This is a genomic window from Candidatus Pseudomonas phytovorans, from assembly GCA_029202525.1.
In the GTDB taxonomy this organism is placed as follows: Bacteria; Pseudomonadota; Gammaproteobacteria; order Pseudomonadales; family Pseudomonadaceae; genus Aquipseudomonas; species Aquipseudomonas phytovorans.
Genome location: CP119325.1, coordinates 4644936 through 4663693, shown reverse-complemented (window position 1 = coordinate 4663693; position 18758 = coordinate 4644936). Strand labels below are relative to the sequence as shown.

The window sequence follows — 18758 nt, the reverse complement described above, 5'->3', positions numbered from 1 at the left end:
TGGCGCCATCCAATCCCAACACAACTGCTTCGCTTCAAGGACGCTCCGACATGAACAACACTACCCTCAACGCCCTGTTCTCCACCCGCGCCGGCGCTGGTCTCAGCGTTATCCGCATCCTGGTCGGCATCATCTTCATGGCGCATGGCGCGCAAAAGCTGTTCGGCCTGTTCGGCGGTTATGGCCTGGAAGGTACTGGCCAGTGGATGGAGAGCATCGGCCTGGCCCCGGGGTACCTGATGGCCCTGCTGTCTGGTAGCGCCGAGTTCTTCGGTGGTCTGGCCCTGGTGGTCGGCCTGTTGGCCCGCCCTGCGGCTCTGGCGCTGACGGTGACCCTGGTGGTGGCGATCTTCTCGGTGCACATCGGCAACGGCCTGTTCATGTCCAACAACGGCTATGAGTTCGCGCTGGCGCTGCTGGCCGGCACTGTTGCGGTCATGATCGAAGGCGCTGGCCGCTTCTCGCTGGACCGCCTGATCGCGCGCTGACACAACACCGATGGCAAGATACAAGCCTCATACTGATTGAGGCTTGTATCTTGCCGCTTGTAGCTCTAGCATACCGCCTGCGCCGATTTAAACAGCTACTTGCGGGGCGCAGGAAAGCCCCACCTCCGGGCCATCCGAAATACCGCTAAAGCGCTGGTTCGGTGACGCCTCCCACCGCTGCCCAGCGGGATTCGCGAGGCGGAGAAATCTCCATGAGTTGCCCACGTACCAGTGTCTGCTTGAGCCCTTTGCCTGCCAGCCAGGCGTCCCGCACACCGCGCATCCTGCTCGGCGGCCAGCATCAGCCCACACTTTTGCGTCACCTCGAAGGCCTGTCCCGGCGCAAGGGCCAGGCACGCGCCTTTCTGATCCAGTTCGCCGAAACCGGCTGCCATCTTGCGCAGTATGGCAATGACCGTTTCGACCTGGCCGTGATCCAGGCACCGGCGCCGGACGACGCCGCCGAAGTCATCGGCCATCTCACCCGCATCGCGCGCCAGGGCCTGATTACCCGCCGCTGAGGAGCGCCTGTTGAGCACGAACATCATCACCACGGAAGGCCACGAGGCGCTGAAAAAAGAACTCGATCACCTGTGGCGGGTGTATCGACCGGAAATCACCCAGAAGGTCGCCTGGGCGGCATCGCTGGGTGACCGTAGCGAGAACGCCGACTACCAGTACAACAAGAAGCTGCTGCGCGAAATCGACCGCCGCGTACGTTACCTGCGCAAGCGTCTTGAAGATGTCAGGGTGGTGGCGTACTCGCCGCAGCAGGAAGGCAAGGTGTTTTTCGGGGCCTGGGTCGAGATCGAGAACGACGATGGCGAGACCATGAAGTTTCGCATCGTCGGCTATGACGAGATCTATGGGCGCAACGATTACATTTCGATCGACTCTCCCATGGCCCGTGCCTTGCTCAAGAAGGAGGAGGGCGATGAGGTGGTCGTGCACACACCTACCGGTGAAGCGACCTGGTATGTGAAGAGCATTACCTACGGGCGATAAGTTCGTGCTGTCTGTGCCGGCCCTTTCGCGGGCACGCCCGCTCCCACAGGGATAGCACAACATTTGAGGGCTGCACCGGACCTGTGGGAGCGGGCGTGCCCGCGAAGAGGCCGGTGCAGGTAACATTTAACTGTCGCGCAACACCGCCAACGGGCTGGCATTCAACGCCCGCCGCGTCCCCAACACCCCCGCACCGCCCACCAGCAAGGCGCCCGCCAGCGGCAACACCAGCAGCCACGGATGCGGGCTCCACTGCAAGTCGAAGGCATAGCGGTACAGCACCAGGGTAATCAGCTCACAGCCTACTGCTGCCAACACTCCGCTGGCAGCCCCCAGCAAACCGAACTCGATACGCCGCGCCTTCACCAGCAGCGGCCGCGCCGCCCCCAGCGCACGCAGCAAGGCCCCTTGGCGAATGCGTTCATCCAGCGTTGCCTGCAATCCGGCGAACAGCACCGCCATCCCGGCCGCCAGCACAAACAACAGCACATACTCCACCGCCAGAGTCACCTGGGCGAGGATGCTGCGCAGTTGGTCGAGCAAAGCATCCACCTGCAGGATAGTCACCGCCGGGAACGCCCGTGACAGCGCCACTACATCCAGGTCGTGGCCCGGCGCCAGATAGAAGCTGGTCAGGTAGGTGGTCGGCAGCCCTTGCAGTGTGCCGGGCTGGAAGATCATGTAGAAGTTTGGCTGGAAGCTGTCCCAGTGCACGCTGCGCAAGCTGCTGACCCGGGCCTGGCGCTGCTGGCCGCCGATGTCGAAGGTCAGCAGGTCGCCCATTTTCAGTTTCAGGCTGCTGGCCAGTTCCGCTTCCACCGAAACACCAGGGACTTCGTCGTCAGCAGGCAAGGCTTGCCACCAGTTGCCCGTAGTCAGTGCATTGCCTTCGGGTAGCTCCGCGGCCCAGGTCAGGCTGAGGTCCCGTTGCACGGCGCGCTCACCTGCCGAGTCCTTGCTGACGATTTGCTGCACCGGTTGCTCGTTGATTTGCACCAGGCGCCCGGGCGTTACCGGGTAGAGCGGCGCTGAAGCGGCGTTGACCTGATGCAGGCGTTGGGCGAACGGTTCACGGTCATCCGGCAGGATGTTCAGGGCGAAATGGTTGGGTGCATCCTTGGGCAGTTGGGCTTGCCAGGTGTCGAGCAGTTCTGCGCGCAGCAGGGCGACCAATGCCATGGCGAGCAGGATCAGGCCGAACGCGAGGGCCTGGCCAGCGGCGGCCGTGGGGTGGCGCAGCAACTGGCCCAGCCCCAGGCGCCAGGTCAGTGGGGCCCCGGCCAGTAGCTGGCGCAGGCTGCGCAAGCCGAGCAACAGCAAGCCGCCGAGCAGCAATGCGGCGACCAGGCCACCGCCGAGCAGGGCGAAGGTGAGGAGCAGGTCGAGGCTCAGGCGCCACATGATCAAGCCCAGGGCAAACAGGGCGGCGCCGTACACCAACCAGCTGCTGGGGGGTATCGGCAACAGATCACGGCGCAGTACACGCAGTGGCGGGACCTGGCCCAGGGCGGCAATGGGCGGCAGGGCGAAGCCGGCCAATGCAACCAGCCCGGTCCCGATACCGGCCAGGGCCGGGACGATGCCACCGGCGGGTACCACGCTTGGCAGCAGGCCGTGCAGCAGGCGGAACAGGCCCAGCTGTGCCAGCCAGCCGAGCAGAGCGCCAGCAAAGGCGGCGACCAGGCCGAGCATGGCCAGCTGCAGGCAATACAGGCCCAGTGCCTGGCGGCGTGAGAGACCCAGGCAGCGCAGCAACGCGCTGGCATCCAGCCGGCGTGCGGCATAACGGCTGGCCGACAAGGCCACGGCGACCCCGGCCAGCAGCACCGCTACCAGGCTGGCCATGTTCAGGTAGCGTTCGGCCTTGCCCAGGGCGCCACCGATCTGCTGGTTGCCATCGCGTGTGTCGCGCAGGCGCTGGTTGGCGGCCAGGTTTTTTTCCACGCTCTGGCGGTATTGGGCCAGTGCGTCGGCACCGCCGCGCCACAGGTCGCGGTAGGTGACCCGGCTGCCCGGCTGGATCACGCCGGTGGCCTCCAGGTCGGCCAGGTTCATCATCACCCGCGGGGTAAGGCTGTAGAAGTTGTTGGCGCGGTCCGGTTCGTAGGTAAGCACACGGCTCATGCGCAGGGTTTTCATGCCTACATCAATGCTGTCGCCAATCGCCAGCCCAAGCGCCGCCAACAGGCGGGGCTCGACCCACGCCTCGCCAGGTGCTGGGCCGCCGCCAGGTGTTTCCTCGGCATAGGGCGCCGGCGCGCTGCGTACCTGCCCGCGCAACGGGTAAGCACCGTCGGTGGCCTTGACGCTGGAGAGCTGTATGCCGTTGTCGCCGCCCACCACACTGGTGAATTCGACCACTTGCGCGTGGCGCAAACCAAGTGCCGTGCCGGTCTCGATCTGCTGCGCGCGGGCCGGGGCACTGCCCTGCAGCACCAGGTCGGCCCCCAGGAACTCGCTGGCGCGCAGTTGCATGGCGCCGTTTAGGCGGGCACCGAAGTAGCCGATGGCGGTGCTGGCTGCCACCGCCACCAGCAGGGCAAAGAACAGCACGCGCACTTCACTGGCACGAATGTCGCGCAGCAACTGGCGCAGTGCCAGGCCGCACAGGCGGGACAACGGCATGTGGTTCATCAGGCCTCCACCGGCGCCACCAGGCGCCCCGCGTCCAGGCGGATCTGGCGGCGGCAGCGCTGGGCCAGGCGTTCGTCATGGGTGACCAGCACCAGGGTGGTACCGCGCTCCTTGTTCAATTCGAACAGCAAGTCGCTGATGCGCTCGCCCGTGTGGCTGTCGAGGTTGCCGGTGGGTTCGTCGGCAAACAACACCGCAGGCTGTGCGGCGAAGGCGCGGGCGATGGCCACCCGCTGCTGTTCGCCGCCCGACAGTTGGCGCGGGGTGTGGCTCAGGCGCTTGCCGAGGCCGACCCGCTCCAGCAGGGTGCGCGCCTGTTCGCGGGCGTCGCGGCGGCCGTCCAGCTCCAGTGGCAGCATGACGTTTTCAAGCGCATTGAGGCTGTCGAGCAGCTGAAATGACTGAAACACGAAACCCACATGTTCGGCACGTACCCGGGCGCGCTGGTCTTCATCCAGTGGCCCCAGGTCGTTGCCGGCGAGGATGACTTTGCCGGCGCTGGGCAGGTCCAGGCCTGCGAGCAGGCCGAGCAGGGTCGACTTGCCTGAACCCGAGGCACCGACGATGGCCAGGCTGTCGCCTTTGGCCAGTTCAAGGGAGAGTGCGTGAAGGATGGTGAGGTCACCTTCCGCGCTGGGGACCACTTTGCTAAGGTTCTGCGCAACGAGTATGTTGGGGCCCATGGAGAATCCGATGCGAGTGTGGTGGTTGAGTGCCGGTCTGGCCCTGTATTGCCTGGCCCAGAGCGCGGCGGCGGGAACACTGCTGGTTGTTGGCGATAGTATCAGCGCCGGTTTTGGCCTGGATACCCGCCAGGGTTGGGTCACCTTGTTGCAGACCCGCCTCAGGGACGAAGGTTTCGACGACAAAGTGGTCAATGCATCGATCAGCGGCGACACCAGCGCAGGTGGCCAGGCGCGGCTGCCGGCGCTGCTTGCAGCGCATAAACCGGAGTTGGTGGTGTTGGAGCTGGGCGGCAACGATGGCCTGCGTGGGCAGCCACCTGCGCAATTGCAACAAAATCTTGCCTCGATGATCGAGAGTGCGCGCCAGGCCGGTGCCAAGGTGGTGCTGCTGGGCATGCGCCTGCCGCCCAATTACGGCGTGCGCTACACCACTGCGTTTGCCAAAGTGTATGAACAGCTGGCTGCGGAGAAGCAGGTGCCGTTGGTGCCGTTTTTCCTCGAAGGGGTAGGGGGCGTGCCTGAATTGATGCAGGCCGATGGCATTCACCCGGCCCAGGGTGCCCAGAAGCGCTTGCTGGAAAATGCCTGGCCGGCGATAAAACCCTTGCTGTGACGCTTTAAACGGGGCGGGCTTTCGGCTAATGTTGCGCCCCCCGTTTCGAGTGCCCCCGATGCCGCGCCCTGCCTGGTCCCTGTACGCCTATCAACTGATCGAGCCTGACGAGCAGCTCGACCTGTTCGCCTGCCAGGAAATCCGCGTCCACCTGGTGGCCCGCCAGCTTGAGCTGGGCGTGCCGGTCGACCGTACCTTGTGCGGCGGCCTGCTGCCGGCGCAGCCGCGTTGGTCTGGGGTGCCGCGCGCGATTTACCGCGACAGCCGCCTGTGTGACCTGTGCCGTGCCATCCTCGATGCCCAGCGGCGCGGCATGCGCCCGGTCTGGCCAGAGCTGCAGGCCAGCTAAACGGCAAGCACCTTTCATCATCTGAAACGCTTGCATCGCGCCAATGCCTCCCGCTTGCATCGGCGCGGGTGTACAATCGATCCTCTTGACCCACCTTTCGAAGGATTTACCGGATGTTGCCGCGCTTTCCTGCCGTCACCCGTAGCCTGTCCCTGGCCGCCCTGCTGGTAGCGGGCCCCGCTGCTGCGCTGGAGCTGCCACTGCCACCGCCCGGTGAAGACATCGTCGGCCAGGTGCATGTGATCAAGGCAAAGTACGAGGATACGTTCGCCGACATCGGCACCGCCAACGACCTCGGCTACCTGGAAATGATTGCCGCCAACCCGGGTGTCGACCCCTGGTTGCCCGGCGCCGGCACCGAGATCATCCTGCCGACCCGCTATGTCCTGCCGCCGGGTCCGCGCGAAGGCATCGTCATCAACCTTGCCGAGTACCGCCTGTACTACTTCCCGAAAGGGCAGAACGTGGTGCATACCTTCCCGCTGGGCATTGGTCGCGAAGGTTGGGGTTCGCCGATCGCCAACACCAAGATCACTGCCAAGACCCCAAACCCGACCTGGACTCCACCTGCTTCGATCCGCAAAGAGCATGCGGCGGACGGTGACATCCTGCCGACCGTGGTGCCGGCGGGTCCGGACAACCCGCTGGGGCCGTTCAAGTTCACCTTGGGGGTGCCCGGCTACCTGATCCACGGTTCGAACAAGAAGTTCGGCATTGGCATGCGTACCAGCCACGGCTGCTTCCGCATGCTCAACAACAATGTGCTGGAACTGTCGAAGATGGTGCCGGTGGGTACACCGGTGCGCATCATCAACGAGCCTTACAAGTTCGGTATCAGTGGTGGCAAGGTCTATCTGGAGGCGCACACGCCGCTGGACGATCAGGGTAACCCGTCGGTTGTCGACAAGCACACCGCCGTTATCAACGCCTTGCTCAAACGTGAGGACCTGGCCAATAACCTGCGCATGAACTGGGATATGGTGCGTGACGTGGTGGCTGCGGAAGATGGCATGCCGGTAGAAATTGCCGTGCCGGTCGAGAACCAGGGTGGCGCGCCAATGGTGTCGAGCATTCCACCTGAACTGCAGTAGGTTTTTTGCGACACACCCTGGCCCGCCTTAGTGCGGGCCTTTTTCGTCTCTGAGTGGCGAATTTGTCTTATTCACAGGTAATAAAAAAGCCGACCCACAAGTGGGTCGGCTTCTTAACAATCCGTGAGGATTATTACTTGCGGCTGGCTTTGTCCAGCATACGCAGAGCGCGCTCGTTGGCTTCGTCAGCGGTCTGCTGAGCCTTCTGAGCGGCTGCCAGTGCGTCGTCAGCCTTACGGTAGGCTTCGTCAGCACGAGCTTGAGCGCGAGCTGCTGCGTCTTCAGTCGCAGTCAGACGAGCTTCGGTTTCTTTGGATACGCTGCTGCAACCGGTAGCCAGAACTGCGGCCAGGGCCAGAGCAGAGAATTTCAGAACGTTGTTCATCGTGTTCCCCTTCAAGGACTTTCTATTAAATAGCCATCTCTCAGGAAAGAGAAACTGGCCGGCGTACATAGTACCCATTACTTGTAGTAAGTAAACTGACTGAGCGCAAGAACTGCAAAAAAAATGTTGCGTGACGCCGCGCCGACAAGATTTGCGACGTCCGTGTGAAAAAAACGTGCACGCTTCGCAAGCGGTTGTAGTACGGGAACTTTTTTGTTGAACTAACGGTGACTTTAACTGTCTTTCGACGTCTTAAGCCCTACAACATCCGGCGGTTGTTGAGCGTACAGGGAAGAGTCGCTTTCTCAGCATTTTCACGTTTTTTAGCCGCCGCCACCTTGAGCAATCCCATTTGCCGCGCCTACTATCTTGTGAGTGCCAGAGGACCCGAACGATTACAATCGTCCAGAGGTCGAAGGGGCAACAGGTGACGCAGAGGATTCTGCGCCGGATAAACCACCATCGGTTAAGGTATGGGTCTGCCGAAAAGACCTGCGAGGAGTAGTGATGAGCGAAGCGCTGACCATCCACCATGACCAGGCCGGTCATCAGTTCGAGACCAACGTGGACGGTCATCGTGCCTATCTGACGTACATGGATCTGGGCAAACAGACGCTGGACATCTATCGCACCTTCGTGCCCAACGCCTTGCGAGGCCGCGGGATTGCTGCCGCATTGACCGAGCGGGCGCTGGAGTACGCTGAACAGATGGGCTATACGGTGATTCCGTCCTGCTCATATGTGGAACGCTACATGGAGCGCCAGCAGCGGCATTCGAGCAAGGCCTGAATCTGTAAATAAAGAGCGGGGCCGCTTCGCGCCCCATCGCCGGCAAGCCAGCTCCCACATACAAGCGTTTCGCTGTACATGTGGGAGCTGGCTTGCCGGCGATGGGGCGCGAAGCGGCCCCGCTTTTTGCATCAATCAGCCGCGTTTACGCTGCGGCAGCACATCCTTCAACTTGGCATGCATGCTGCGCAGGGTCTTCTCGGTCGCGGACCAGTCGATGCACGAGTCGGTGACCGACACGCCGTACTGCAATTCGCTCAGGTCTTTCGGGATCGACTGGCAGCCCCAGTTCAGGTGGCTTTCGACCATCAGGCCGATGATCGATTGGTTGCCTTCCAGGATCTGGTTGGCGACGTTCTCCATTACCAGCGGTTGCAGGGCCGGGTCCTTGTTGGAGTTGGCGTGGCTGCAGTCGACCATGATGTTGGCCTTGATCTTGGCCTTGGCCAGATCCTGCTCGCACAAGGCGACGCTGACCGAGTCGTAGTTCGGCTTGCCGTTACCGCCGCGCAGCACCACGTGGCCGTAAGGGTTGCCCTTGGTGGTGACGATCGACACGCCGCCTTCCTGGTTGATACCGAGGAAACGGTGTGGTTTGGACACCGACTGCAGGGCATTGATGGCAACGGTCAGGCCGCCGTCGGTGCCGTTCTTGAAGCCGACCGCCGAAGACAGGCCCGATGCCATTTCGCGGTGGGTCTGGGATTCGGTGGTGCGGGCGCCGATGGCCGACCAGCTGATCAGGTCTTGCAGGTATTGCGGGGAAATCGGGTCAAGCGCTTCGGTGGCGGTCGGCAGACCCATTTCGGCCAGGTCCAGCAGCAGCTGGCGGCCTATGTGCAGGCCATCCTGGATCTTGAACGAGTCATCCAGATACGGGTCGTTGATCAGGCCTTTCCAGCCGACGGTGGTGCGCGGCTTTTCGAAGTACACGCGCATGACCAGATACAGCGTATCGGACACTTCTTCGGCCAGCACTTTCAGGCGCTCGGCGTATTCGTGAGCGGCCTTGATGTCGTGGATGGAGCAAGGGCCGACCACGACGAACAGGCGATGGTCCTTGCCGTCGAGAATATTGCGCACCACTTCACGGCCGGCAGTCACAGTCTGCAGGGCCTTGGCGCTGAGGGGGATTTCCTTCTTGAGCTGATCGGGGGTGATCAGGGTCTCGTTGGAGGCAACGTTCAAGTCATCGATCGGTAAATCAGCCATCGTGTTACTCGTCAGGTCACGGGTGCCGGCCGCCAACTGTCCCCGTGCGGCCCAGCAGCAAGAATAATCGCAGCGGGGAGCCGAACCTTAGCGCGTTACGGGGGGCGCGACAATGGGCGCAAGTTCCGTCAGCGTGCTGTTTTCCCTGCTGCTGTGGCGCGTTGGCGCCCATGGGCTACCTGACAGCGCGCAAGCTGTATACACAGAAGGCTGGCATTTACCTGGTGATCAGCATGCATCCGCACGCGCCACGCACCACGCGCCAGTATCGTTGGCAGCGGGGCTATCGTTGGCTTGGGTGGGCTGATGCCGGGGAGCTGCAGGCTATCTATGCCGAGCCACTGGCGCGAGCATGCGCTGCCCTCCAGCCCGCGCCAGCAGCGCGCCGGACGGCAAAGCGTGCGCCCGGCGCGCTGCTAAGCTGAAGCTTGCTCTGCCGCTACGGCAGTCGAGGAGGTCGAATGATCCGCTCCATGCTGTACGCCACCGACCTCGGTGTCTACGCCCCTTTTGTGATGCAGCACGCGCTGGCCTTGGCGCGCACGTTCAATGCCGAGCTGTATGTGATTCATGCGGTGGAGCCGATGGGGCAGTTCGCCGAATCCCTCCTGCAGAGCTACCTCGATGAACAGACGCTCGACCAATTGCACAGCCAGGGCGTGAACGCGGTGATGGCCAACATTGAGCAGCGCGTACTGGAGAGCTTTCGTGATGAGCTGGGCGGGGAGGCTGACCTCGCGGTGATCAAGGCGGTGCGGGTACGCCAGGGCGACCCGGCGCAGGTGATCCTTGACCAGGCGCAGCGGCTGAGCGTCGACCTGTTGATTTTCGGTAGCCACAGTGCCGGTGCCGGGGTGGATGTGCCCCTGGGGCGCACGGCGGTGCGGCTGCTGCAGCTGTCACCGGTGCCGGTGTACATGGTGCCGTTGGCGCAGCATCTGGGGCGTAGGAAAATGTGAAGCTGGCCGTGTGCCATTCCTGGGGGCATGTAACAAAATAGTTCTAGATTTATTTCCAAAACCACTAATATAGTTATATATCGTCGCTGCCTGCTGCCGCGGACTCATCGCTGAACCGAGGGGAATCTATGAAGCTTCAACAACTGCGCTACATCTGGGAAGTGGCGCACCATGACCTCAACGTCTCCGCGACGGCGCAGAGCCTGTATACCTCCCAGCCAGGTATCAGCAAACAGATCCGCCTGCTCGAAGATGAACTGGGTGTTGAAGTCTTTGCCCGTAGCGGCAAGCACCTGACCCGTGTCACGCCGGCCGGTGAGCGCATCATCAACACCGCCGGCGAAATCCTGCGCAAAGTTGAAAGCATCAAGCAGATTGCCCAGGAGTTCTCCAACGAGAAGAAGGGCACGCTGTCCATCGCCACCACCCACACCCAGGCGCGCTATGCCTTGCCGCCCGTGATCAGCAGCTTCATCAAGCAGTACCCGGAAGTGTCCCTGCATATGCACCAGGGTTCGCCCATGCAGATTGCCGAGATGGCTGCGGACGGTACGGTCGACTTCGCCATCGCCACCGAGGCGCTGGAACTGTTTGGCGACCTGATCATGATGCCGTGCTACAAGTGGAACCGTTGCGTGGTGGTGCCGCAGGGCCACCCGCTGGCCAAGCTGCCGAAACTGACCCTGGAAGCCGTTGCCGAATACCCGATCGTTACCTACGTGTTCGGCTTCACCGGGCGCTCGAAGCTGGACGAAGCCTTCAATCATCGCGGCCTCACGCCGAAAGTGGTATTCACTGCGGCAGATGCCGACGTGATCAAGACCTATGTGCGCCTGGGGCTGGGCGTGGGTATCGTCGCGGGTATGGCCGTTGACGCAAAACTCGACAATGATCTGGTGGCCCTGGATGCCAGTGAGCTGTTCGAGGCCAGCATCACCAAGATCGGCTTCCGCCGTGGCACCTTCCTGCGTGGCTTCATGTGCGACTTCATCGAGAAGTTTGCCCCGCACCTGACCCGCGAAGTGATGGCCAAGGCCATTCAGTGCCATAACAAGCAAGAGCTTGAAGAACTGTTCGCAGGCGTTGAACTGCCGTTCCACTGATCCGCGATACTGGGGCTGCAAAGCAGCCCCGGCTTTCTCAAGCCTTGCTGATCAGGTTGCCTGCGTGCAATCCGCATTCCTTCTGCGTCGACTCTTCCCACCACCAACGCCCCTCGCGCTCATGCTGGTTCGGCAGTACCGGGCGGGTGCATGGCTCGCAGCCAATGCTGATGAAGCCGCGTTCATGCAGGCTGTTGTACGGCAGCTCAAGCATGCGGATATAACCCCACACCTCTGCACTGCTCATCTGCGCCAGCGGGTTGAACTTGTATAGGGTGCGCTCAGGCGTCGAGAAGGCGCTGTCGATTTCCAGTGCCGCCACCTGGCTGCGGGTGCCCGGGCTCTGGTCGCGGCGCTGGCCTGTGGCCCAGGCGCTCACGGTGCCCAGCTTGCGGCGCAGCGGCTCGATCTTGCGAATGCCACAGCACTCGCCATGGCCGTCCTTGTAGAAGCTGAACAGGCCCTTTTCCTTGATGAACGGGTCGAGCTTGGCACGGTCGGGGCTGAGCAGTTCAATCGGCAGGTTGTACTGCTCGCGTACCTGGTCGATGAACCGGTAGGTCTCTGGGTGCAGGCGGCCGGTGTCGAGGCTGAACACCTTGACCTGCTTGTTAAGTTTCCAGGCCATGTCGACCAGCACCACGTCCTCGGCGCCGCTGAAGGAGATCCACAGATCATCACCAAAATGCTCGAAGGCGAGCTTGAGAATGTCCTGCGGGGACTTGTTGGCGTAGGTCGCGGCCAGGGCGGCGACGTCGAAGGGTTGGCTCATCAGGCGGTTTCCATCTTGGCTGTGGCGCTGTGCGCTCGTAGTAAGGTGATGGTAACAAAAAAACGCGGGCTAGACGGACTCACAAGCCCTGCAAGGTCTGCATCAACACCCGCACTTTGGCGATCGACTCTTCATGTTCGGCCTGCCATTCGGAGTCGGCCACCACCGCACCGCCGCCCCAGCAACTGACCTGGCCGTCCTTGACCAGCAGGCTGCGAATGGCAATCGAGCTGTCCATCTCACCGCGCACGTCCACATACAGCAGCGAGCCGCAGTACAGCGCCCGGCGCGTCGGCTCCAGCTCGTCGATGATCTGCATGGCGCGGATCTTCGGCGCCCCGGTGATCGAGCCGCCGGGGAAGCTGTCGCCAATCAGGTCGAGGGCATCCTTGTTGCTGGCCAACTGGCCAGTGATGCTGCTGACCAGATGGTGCACATTGGGGTAGCTCTCCAGGCTGAACAGCTCCGGTACCCTGACCGAGCCGATCTCGCAGGTGCGCCCCAGGTCATTGCGCAGCAGGTCGACGATCATCAGGTTTTCCGAGCGGTCCTTGGGGCTGTGCAGCAGCTCCTCGGCATTGCGCGCATCCTCTGCCGGGTCGCTGGCGCGCGGGCGAGTGCCCTTGATGGGGCGGGTTTCCACCTGGCCCTGGCTGACGCGGATGAAGCGCTCGGGGGAAAAGCTCAGCAAGGTGCTGCCGTCGGCCAGTTGCTGATAGCCGGAGAACGGCGTAGGGCACGCCAGGCGCAGCGCCTGGTAGGCTCGCCATGGGTCGCCTTGGCAGGGCGCGCGGAAGCGCTGCGTGAGGTTGATCTGGTAGCAGTCACCGGCCTGGATGTAGCGCTGCACCTGGTCGAAGGCGGCCTGGTACTGCTCGGGTTGCAAATCGCCGGCCATCGGTGCCAGCAGGTGGAAGTCGCCACTTTCGGCGCTGTGTGCGGCTTCGAACAGGCTGATCAGGCGCTCGCGCTCCTCACCCGCCAGGTCAGGGTGGAACACCAGTTGGCTGGTCGCGTTGAGGTGGTCGCTGACCAGCGCCCAGGCATAGAGGCCCAGTTGCGCATCTGGCAGGCCGAGGTCGTCCACGGCCAGGCTTGGCAGGTGCTCCAGGCGGCGGCCGAAGTCGTAGCTCAGGTAGCCGATCAGGCCGCCGGCGAAGGGCAGTTCTACGCCGTCGGGCAAGTCCGCGTGGCCCAGCGTTGCAAGCCCGGCGCGCAGGCGCGCAAGGAACGCCCGGCCAGCTTCATTGGGCTGTGCTTGCAGCTGTTGCAGCGGCCAGGCGCTGAGCAGGTCGAAGCGGCCGCGTTCGGCGCCGGGGCGGGCGCTGTCGAGCAAGATCGCGCCGGGGGCCTGGCGCAGGCGGGCGAAATAGGCAGCAGGGTCAGGCTGGTAGGGCAGGGGGTGGAGCGTACAGGTCGGCATCAGTGTGGACGGCGATGTAAAAGCGAGGAGGGCGATTGTAGACCTGTGTAGGAAAAGCGCCTAGCACTGGGCGCGACATTCAACATTGCGTTTGACGCAACATAAGGCCGCTTTGCGGCCCATCGCCGGCAAGCCAGCTCCCACAGGTAGGGTGCATCTCTCAAGGTGGTGCGGTCCCTGTGGGAGCTGGCTTGCCGGCGATGGGCTGCGAAGCAGCCCCGGTGTTTCAGTGGCCTGGCACATGCCCGAACAAGCCTTGGGCTACCCGAACCCGCTGCTCCGCATCTTCGGTAATCCCATCCTTGGCCAGCGCTTCGATATGCGCTTCGATGGCATGGGTGCGCTGAGTCAGGCCACAGTCATTGGCAATCTGGATATTCAGGCCCGGGCGGGCGTTGAGTTCCAGAATCAGTGGGCCCTTGTCCTGGTCCAGCACCATGTCCACGCCGATGTAACCCAGGCCGCACAATTCATAGCAGCCAGCGGCCAGCTTCATGAAGCCGTCCCAGTTCGGCAACTGCACGCCGTCTACCGCGTTGGTGGTGTCGGGGTGCTTGCTGATGATGTTGTTCAGCCAGGTACCGCGCAGTGTCACGCCGGTGGCCAAATCAACGCCTACGCCGATAGCGCCCTGGTGCAGGTTGGCCTTGCCGCCGGACTGGCGGGTCGGCAGGCGCAGCATGGCCATTACCGGGTACCCCATCAGCACGATGATGCGGATGTCCGGCACGCCCTCGTAGCTGATGCTCTTGAAGATCTGGTCGGGGGTAACCCGGTACTCGATCAGCGCGCGGTCGCGGTGGCCGCCCAGCGAGTACAGACCAGTGAGGATGCTCGAAATCTGGTGCTCGATTTCCTCATGGCTGATGATCTTGCCCGACACGGTACGGTAGCGATCCTCGAAGCGGTCGGCGATTACCAGGATACCGTCACCGCCGGCGCCTTGCGCCGGCTTGATGACGAAATCGCTGCGCCCGCCAATGATCTGGTCGAGCTTCTCGATTTCTTTCTCGGTTTCGATGATGCCGTACATTTCCGGCACATGGATGCCGGCCGCCAGGGCGCGCTCCTTGGTGATGATCTTGTCGTCGACGATCGGGTACAGGCTGCGCTTGTTGTACTTCAACACGTAGTCCGCGTTGCGCCGGTTGATACCCATGATGCCCCGGGCCTCCAGGGCTTTCCACGTCTTGATCAGGCCAAACATCAGGCGTCAGCCTTCTTCAGGAATGCCTTGAAGCGCACGAGCTCGGTCAGGCGGTAGCCACGGTAGCGGCCCATCGCCAGCATGAAGCCTACCAGGATCAGCAGTACGGCCGGGAACGTGAACACGAAGTACACCAGCTCCGGCACCATCATCAGCAGGTGCGCCACGGAGGCGGCAAACAGGGTGCCGATGGCCACTTTCATGGCATGGCCGCCGCCACGCTCTTCCCAGGTGATCGACAGGCGCTCGATGGTCATGGTCAGGATCACCATCGGGAACAGTGCCACCGACAGCCCGCGCTCAAGGCCAAGCTTGTGGCTGAACAGGCTGATGGCGGCGATCAGCACCACGACGAAGGTCAGCACCACCGACAGGCGTGGCAGCATTTGCAGCTTGAGGTGTTCCAGGTACGAGCGTAGTGACAGGCCAAGGGCGGTAATCACCGTGAACAGCACGATGCCGAAGCCCAGCTGGGTTTCACGGAAGGCCAGGGCGATCAGTACCGGGGTAAAGGTACCCAGCGTCTGCAGGCCGATCAGGTTGCGCAGCACCAGAATCACCAGCACGCCGATCGGGATCATCACCATGATCATGAAGGTTTGCTGGGTCTGCAGCGGCAGGCTGTAAAGCGAATACTCCAGGAAGTCGGCGTCGGTGTTCTCGTCGGTCAGCTTGGCCAGGCGGATGGCGTTCATCTCGCTGTTGTTCATGCTGAAGGTGACGTTGGCCTTCTTGCCGCCATCTACGGTGATCAGGTTGTCGTCACCGGTCCACCACAGCAAGCGGTCGCTGGGCAGGCCCTGCTCGCCGGTGTCCGGGTTGAAGTACAGCCAGTCGTTACCGTTGAAGCTGCGCAGCCACAGCTCCGGGGTTTGCGGGGTGTCGGCCACCAGGCGGATGGTATGCACCTTTTCCATCGGCACGTGGGCGATCGACAGCAGCAGGTCGATGACCTGAGCCTTCTTCATCGGCGAGGTGTCGCCGGCCAGCAGCAGTTTGACGTTGTCGTCGTTGAGGTTGTTGACCCGCTTGATGGTTTCGCTGACAAAGGTCTCGACATCGGCAGAGTGTTGGCGAATCGGCGCCATCAGGGCTTCGGCGGCGATCTTCTCGGGGCCGTCGATCGCCAGGCTGTCACGGAAGGTCGGGCCTTTGACCGTGGTTTTCTCGTTGCTGTAGCGCTTGGTCAGCACCAGGCGATAGTAGAGGGTCTGGTTGCCGTTCGCGCGGCGGGCCGACCAGGTGACCTTGCGGTTGCCGTCGGCCCGGTTGACGCTGACCCCGTAGTTGTTGGAGATGAAGCTCTCGTTGAGGCTGACGTAGTCGCGGTTCAGCGGCGGTACGAACATCTGGATCTTCACTGGATCCTTGGTGCTGGCGACGAACTCGACCTTGGCGTCGATGTTCCACAAGTCGTCGGTTTCATCCTCGGTCACCGGGATGCCGAGGAAGAAGATCTGATAAGCCGTGACCGCCACGCCCAGTAGCACCAGTACGGTGATCAGGACTTTCAGATGGAGGGTAAGAGAGCGCATCGGGATTACTCTGCTTTGGGAGCGTCGGTGGCACAGGCAGGTTTGCCGGCCGCGTATTTAAGGCTTGGGTCGACCAGCGCGTCGAAGTGCTTGAGCGCCTCGGAACCGATCAGCAGCGGGAACTGGAAAGCGCTGCGGTCGGTGAGGTTGACTTCGATGGTGCGCATGGCCTGGCCCATGCAGATTTCAAGTTCGATGACCGGGCGTGCCGTGTAGGCTTTGCCCGATTCGGCATCATAGTCGCCGGCGCGGCGCTTGATCTTGCTCACGCGTGCCAGCGGGCGCTCGATCGGGTGCGAGTGGGCAGCATCGATGGCCAGGTAAAAGCGTACCCAGCTTTCGCCGTTGCGCTTGAACCGCTTGATGTCGCGGGCGCTGAGCGAGGCGGTCTTGGCACCGGTGTCGAGCTTGGCGGCCACTTCCAGGTCCAGGTCGCCCAACCGTGCATATTCGTTGAGACCATAGACGGTCTTGCCCGCAGCCTGGCCAAGGGCCGGCAGCAGGGTAAGGCATAGCAGCAATAAAACGGGTGTAAGTCTCATAATCCTGGCGCGGTGCAGTGCAAGGTTCTAGGCAAGGTTCTGGTCAAGGCGACTGGCAACTACTGCGCAAGCTTCCTCTTTTATCTGCCAACAAGCATGAATGTATGACAGACAGGCTATCCATACCCCATCGGAGGCGCGGCATTCTACCACGCCGACGTCTTGACGCCAGCTGTGCGCGATCTGACAGCGCTGGGCAAGGGTTAGTTCGTTCTTAGACGATTGTCGACAATATTCATTTTGTCTTTGACTGGAAGGCTCGAATTCGCTAATTTCTGGCGAATAGATTTTCAAGGTGTCGACAATATGCAGGACCTTTCCACCCCCAGCCCGGTGCTGACAGACGAAACGGAAACCTTGTCTGAAAACGTCTTCAGGCGCATTCAGGCGGCCATCGTCAAGGGCGAAATCGCCCCCGGCAGCAAGATTTCCGAGCCGGAGCTGGCGCGCACCTACGGCATCAGCCGCGGGCCGCTGCGCGAGGCCATCCACCGCCTGGAGGGCCAGCGCCTGTTGGTGCGCGTACCGCATGTGGGCGCGCGCGTGGTATCGCTGAACCACGCCGAGCTGATCGAGCTTTACGAAATTCGCGAGTCGCTGGAAGGCATGGCCTGTCGCCTGGCAGCCGAACGCATGAGCCAGGCCGACATCGACGAGCTGCGCCGGGTGCTCGATACCCATGAGCGCGATGCTGCGTTCCAGGCCGGCCTGGGTTACTACCAGCAGGAAGGCGACTACGACTTCCATTACCGGATCATCCAGGGCAGCGGCAACCAGACCCTGGTCAAGATGTTGTGCGGTGAACTGTATCAACTGGTGCGCATGTACCGCATCCAGTTTTCAGCCACGCCCAACCGGCCACGCCAGGCCTTTGCCGAACACCACCGCATTCTCGATGCCATCGCCGACCGTGACGGCGAACTGGCTGAACTCCTGATGCGTCGCCACATCGGCGCGTCCAGGCGCAACATCGAGCGTCACTATCTGGACGCCCCCAACAACAGCCCACGAGGTGAAAAATGACTGTGAAGAGCACCCCAGGTCAGCGTTTCCGCGACGCCGTCGCCGCCGAACACCCACTGCAGGTAGTCGGCGCCATCAACGCCAACCATGCCCTGTTGGCCAAACGCGCCGGCTTCAAGGCCATTTACCTGTCCGGTGGCGGCGTGGCCGCAGGCTCGCTGGGCCTGCCGGACCTGGGCATCACCGGCCTGGACGACGTGCTCACCGATGTACGCCGTATCACTGACGTGTGCGACGTGCCGTTGCTGGTGGATGTCGACACCGGCTTCGGTGCGTCAGCCTTCAACGTCGCCCGCACCGTGCGCTCGATGAGCAAGTTCGGCGCTGCCGCCATCCATATCGAGGACCAGGTTGGCGCCAAACGTTGTGGCCACCGCCCGAACAAGGAAATCGTCAGCCAGCAGGAAATGGTCGACCGGATCAAGGCGGCCGTCGATGCCCGCAGTGACGACAGCTTCGTGATCATGGCGCGTACCGATGCCCTGGCCGTCGAAGGCCTGAACGCTGCCCTTGATCGCGCCGAGGCGTGCATCGAGGCTGGCGCCGACATGATCTTCCCGGAAGCCATCACTGAACTGCAGATGTACAAGACGTTCGCTGATCGGGTGAAGGCACCGATTCTGGCCAACATCACCGAATTCGGCGCCACGCCGCTGTACACCACGGAAGAGCTGGCCTCGGTCGACGTGTCGCTGGTGCTGTACCCGCTATCGGCGTTCCGCGCCATGAACAAGGCGGCCGAGAACGTGTACACCACGCTGCGCCGCGACGGCACGCAGAAAAACGTGATCGACACCATGCAGACCCGCATGGAGCTCTACGATGCCATTGGTTACCACGCCTTCGAGCAGAGCCTCGATGCGCTGTTTGCCCAGAAAAAGGGCTGAGCAACACCCCGAATTAGCCAGAAGAAATCCATAACAAATTCAAGAAAGGAGAAAC

At 62.4% G+C, this 18758-nt stretch carries 20 protein-coding genes; 11 read left to right on the top strand and 9 right to left on the bottom strand.

The genetic code is table 11. The annotated features are described in order from the left end of the window. Nucleotides 1-50: 50 nt before the first annotated feature. From P0Y58_20445 to greB, 3 genes are all read left to right on the top strand, one after another. Nucleotides 51-488 (top strand): DoxX family protein, encoded by a 438-nt coding sequence (locus P0Y58_20445; protein WEK29261.1) that lies wholly within the window; start codon nucleotides 51-53, stop codon nucleotides 486-488. Between the two features lie 212 nt (nucleotides 489-700). After that, entirely contained in the window at nucleotides 701-1009 is a 309-nt protein-coding gene (locus P0Y58_20440; protein ID WEK29260.1) for a hypothetical protein, read from the top strand. A gap of 10 nt (nucleotides 1010-1019) precedes the next feature. Continuing rightward, nucleotides 1020-1493: a transcription elongation factor GreB gene (greB, locus tag P0Y58_20435; protein ID WEK29259.1), complete on the top strand. Its 474-nt coding sequence runs from the start codon at nucleotides 1020-1022 to the stop codon at nucleotides 1491-1493. Nucleotides 1494-1619: 126 nt separating this feature from the next. On the opposite strand, the gene P0Y58_20430 is transcribed toward greB, so the two are convergent. Together P0Y58_20430 and P0Y58_20425 are read right to left on the bottom strand one after the other, a co-directional pair. After that, complete coding sequence (locus P0Y58_20430) at nucleotides 1620-4127, bottom strand: ABC transporter permease (GenBank protein ID WEK29258.1); 2508 nt, start codon at nucleotides 4125-4127, stop codon at nucleotides 1620-1622. Beyond that, nucleotides 4127-4810, bottom strand: coding sequence for an ABC transporter ATP-binding protein (locus P0Y58_20425; GenBank protein ID WEK29257.1), 684 nt, complete (start codon nucleotides 4808-4810; stop codon nucleotides 4127-4129). Before P0Y58_20425 ends, P0Y58_20430 begins: the two co-directional genes overlap by 1 nt. Nucleotides 4811-4820: 10 nt before the next feature. Between P0Y58_20425 and P0Y58_20420 the strand changes: the two genes are divergently transcribed. The 3 genes from P0Y58_20420 (at nucleotide 4821) to P0Y58_20410 (ending at nucleotide 6866) form a co-directional block, all read left to right on the top strand. Further along, entirely contained in the window at nucleotides 4821-5426 is a 606-nt protein-coding gene (locus tag P0Y58_20420) for an arylesterase (GenBank protein WEK29256.1), read from the top strand. A 58-nt stretch (nucleotides 5427-5484) separates the two neighbouring features. Continuing rightward, complete coding sequence (locus P0Y58_20415; protein WEK29255.1) at nucleotides 5485-5775, top strand: hypothetical protein; 291 nt, start codon at nucleotides 5485-5487, stop codon at nucleotides 5773-5775. 113 nt (nucleotides 5776-5888) lie between these two features. Then, nucleotides 5889-6866, top strand: a complete 978-nt coding sequence (locus P0Y58_20410; protein ID WEK29254.1) for a L,D-transpeptidase family protein — start codon at nucleotides 5889-5891, stop codon at nucleotides 6864-6866. A 133-nt stretch (nucleotides 6867-6999) separates the two neighbouring features. Here the strand turns inward: P0Y58_20410 and oprI are convergent, their stop codons facing one another. Continuing rightward, nucleotides 7000-7251 (bottom strand): outer membrane lipoprotei OprI, encoded by a 252-nt coding sequence (gene oprI / locus P0Y58_20405; protein WEK29253.1) that lies wholly within the window; start codon nucleotides 7249-7251, stop codon nucleotides 7000-7002. Between the two features lie 507 nt (nucleotides 7252-7758). Between oprI and P0Y58_20400 the strand changes: the two genes are divergently transcribed. Next, the gene (locus P0Y58_20400; protein WEK29252.1) at nucleotides 7759-8040 is read left to right on the top strand and encodes a GNAT family N-acetyltransferase; all 282 of its coding nucleotides are present in this window, start codon (nucleotides 7759-7761) and stop codon (nucleotides 8038-8040) included. Nucleotides 8041-8175: 135 nt separating this feature from the next. On the opposite strand, the gene P0Y58_20395 is transcribed toward P0Y58_20400, so the two are convergent. Then, complete coding sequence (locus P0Y58_20395; protein ID WEK29251.1) at nucleotides 8176-9252, bottom strand: 3-deoxy-7-phosphoheptulonate synthase; 1077 nt, start codon at nucleotides 9250-9252, stop codon at nucleotides 8176-8178. Between the two features lie 461 nt (nucleotides 9253-9713). Here P0Y58_20395 and P0Y58_20390 point away from each other — a divergent pair, with 461 nt between their 5' ends. Further along, a complete protein-coding gene (locus P0Y58_20390) occupies nucleotides 9714-10211 on the top strand; it encodes a universal stress protein (protein ID WEK29250.1) in 498 nt (165 codons plus the stop codon). Between the two features lie 128 nt (nucleotides 10212-10339). Next, nucleotides 10340-11314: an HTH-type transcriptional regulator CysB gene (cysB, locus tag P0Y58_20385; GenBank protein WEK29249.1), complete on the top strand. Its 975-nt coding sequence runs from the start codon at nucleotides 10340-10342 to the stop codon at nucleotides 11312-11314. Between the two features lie 37 nt (nucleotides 11315-11351). Here cysB and P0Y58_20380 read toward each other — a convergent pair whose 3' ends face one another. The 5 genes from P0Y58_20380 to P0Y58_20360 all read right to left on the bottom strand — a co-directional run bounded on the left by P0Y58_20380 (nucleotide 11352) and on the right by P0Y58_20360 (nucleotide 16793). Beyond that, entirely contained in the window at nucleotides 11352-12086 is a 735-nt protein-coding gene (locus tag P0Y58_20380) for a phosphoadenylyl-sulfate reductase (protein WEK29248.1), read from the bottom strand. Between the two features lie 79 nt (nucleotides 12087-12165). Further along, nucleotides 12166-13509: an aminodeoxychorismate synthase component I gene (pabB, locus tag P0Y58_20375; GenBank protein ID WEK29247.1), complete on the bottom strand. Its 1344-nt coding sequence runs from the start codon at nucleotides 13507-13509 to the stop codon at nucleotides 12166-12168. A 226-nt stretch (nucleotides 13510-13735) separates the two neighbouring features. Further along, nucleotides 13736-14716, bottom strand: a complete 981-nt coding sequence (locus P0Y58_20370) for an alpha-L-glutamate ligase-like protein (GenBank protein ID WEK29246.1) — start codon at nucleotides 14714-14716, stop codon at nucleotides 13736-13738. Continuing rightward, a complete protein-coding gene (locus tag P0Y58_20365; protein WEK29245.1) occupies nucleotides 14716-16251 on the bottom strand; it encodes an inactive transglutaminase family protein in 1536 nt (511 codons plus the stop codon). The genes P0Y58_20370 and P0Y58_20365 overlap by 1 nt, the downstream gene beginning before the upstream one ends. 5 nt (nucleotides 16252-16256) lie before the next feature. Next, the gene (locus P0Y58_20360) at nucleotides 16257-16793 is read right to left on the bottom strand and encodes an ATP-dependent zinc protease (GenBank protein WEK29244.1); all 537 of its coding nucleotides are present in this window, start codon (nucleotides 16791-16793) and stop codon (nucleotides 16257-16259) included. Between the two features lie 306 nt (nucleotides 16794-17099). Here P0Y58_20360 and P0Y58_20355 point away from each other — a divergent pair, with 306 nt between their 5' ends. Further along, entirely contained in the window at nucleotides 17100-17816 is a 717-nt protein-coding gene (locus P0Y58_20355) for a GntR family transcriptional regulator (GenBank protein WEK29243.1), read from the top strand. Beyond that, nucleotides 17813-18703, top strand: a complete 891-nt coding sequence (prpB, locus tag P0Y58_20350) for a methylisocitrate lyase (protein WEK29242.1) — start codon at nucleotides 17813-17815, stop codon at nucleotides 18701-18703. The genes P0Y58_20355 and prpB overlap by 4 nt, the downstream gene beginning before the upstream one ends. Nucleotides 18704-18758: the final 55 nt, after the last annotated feature.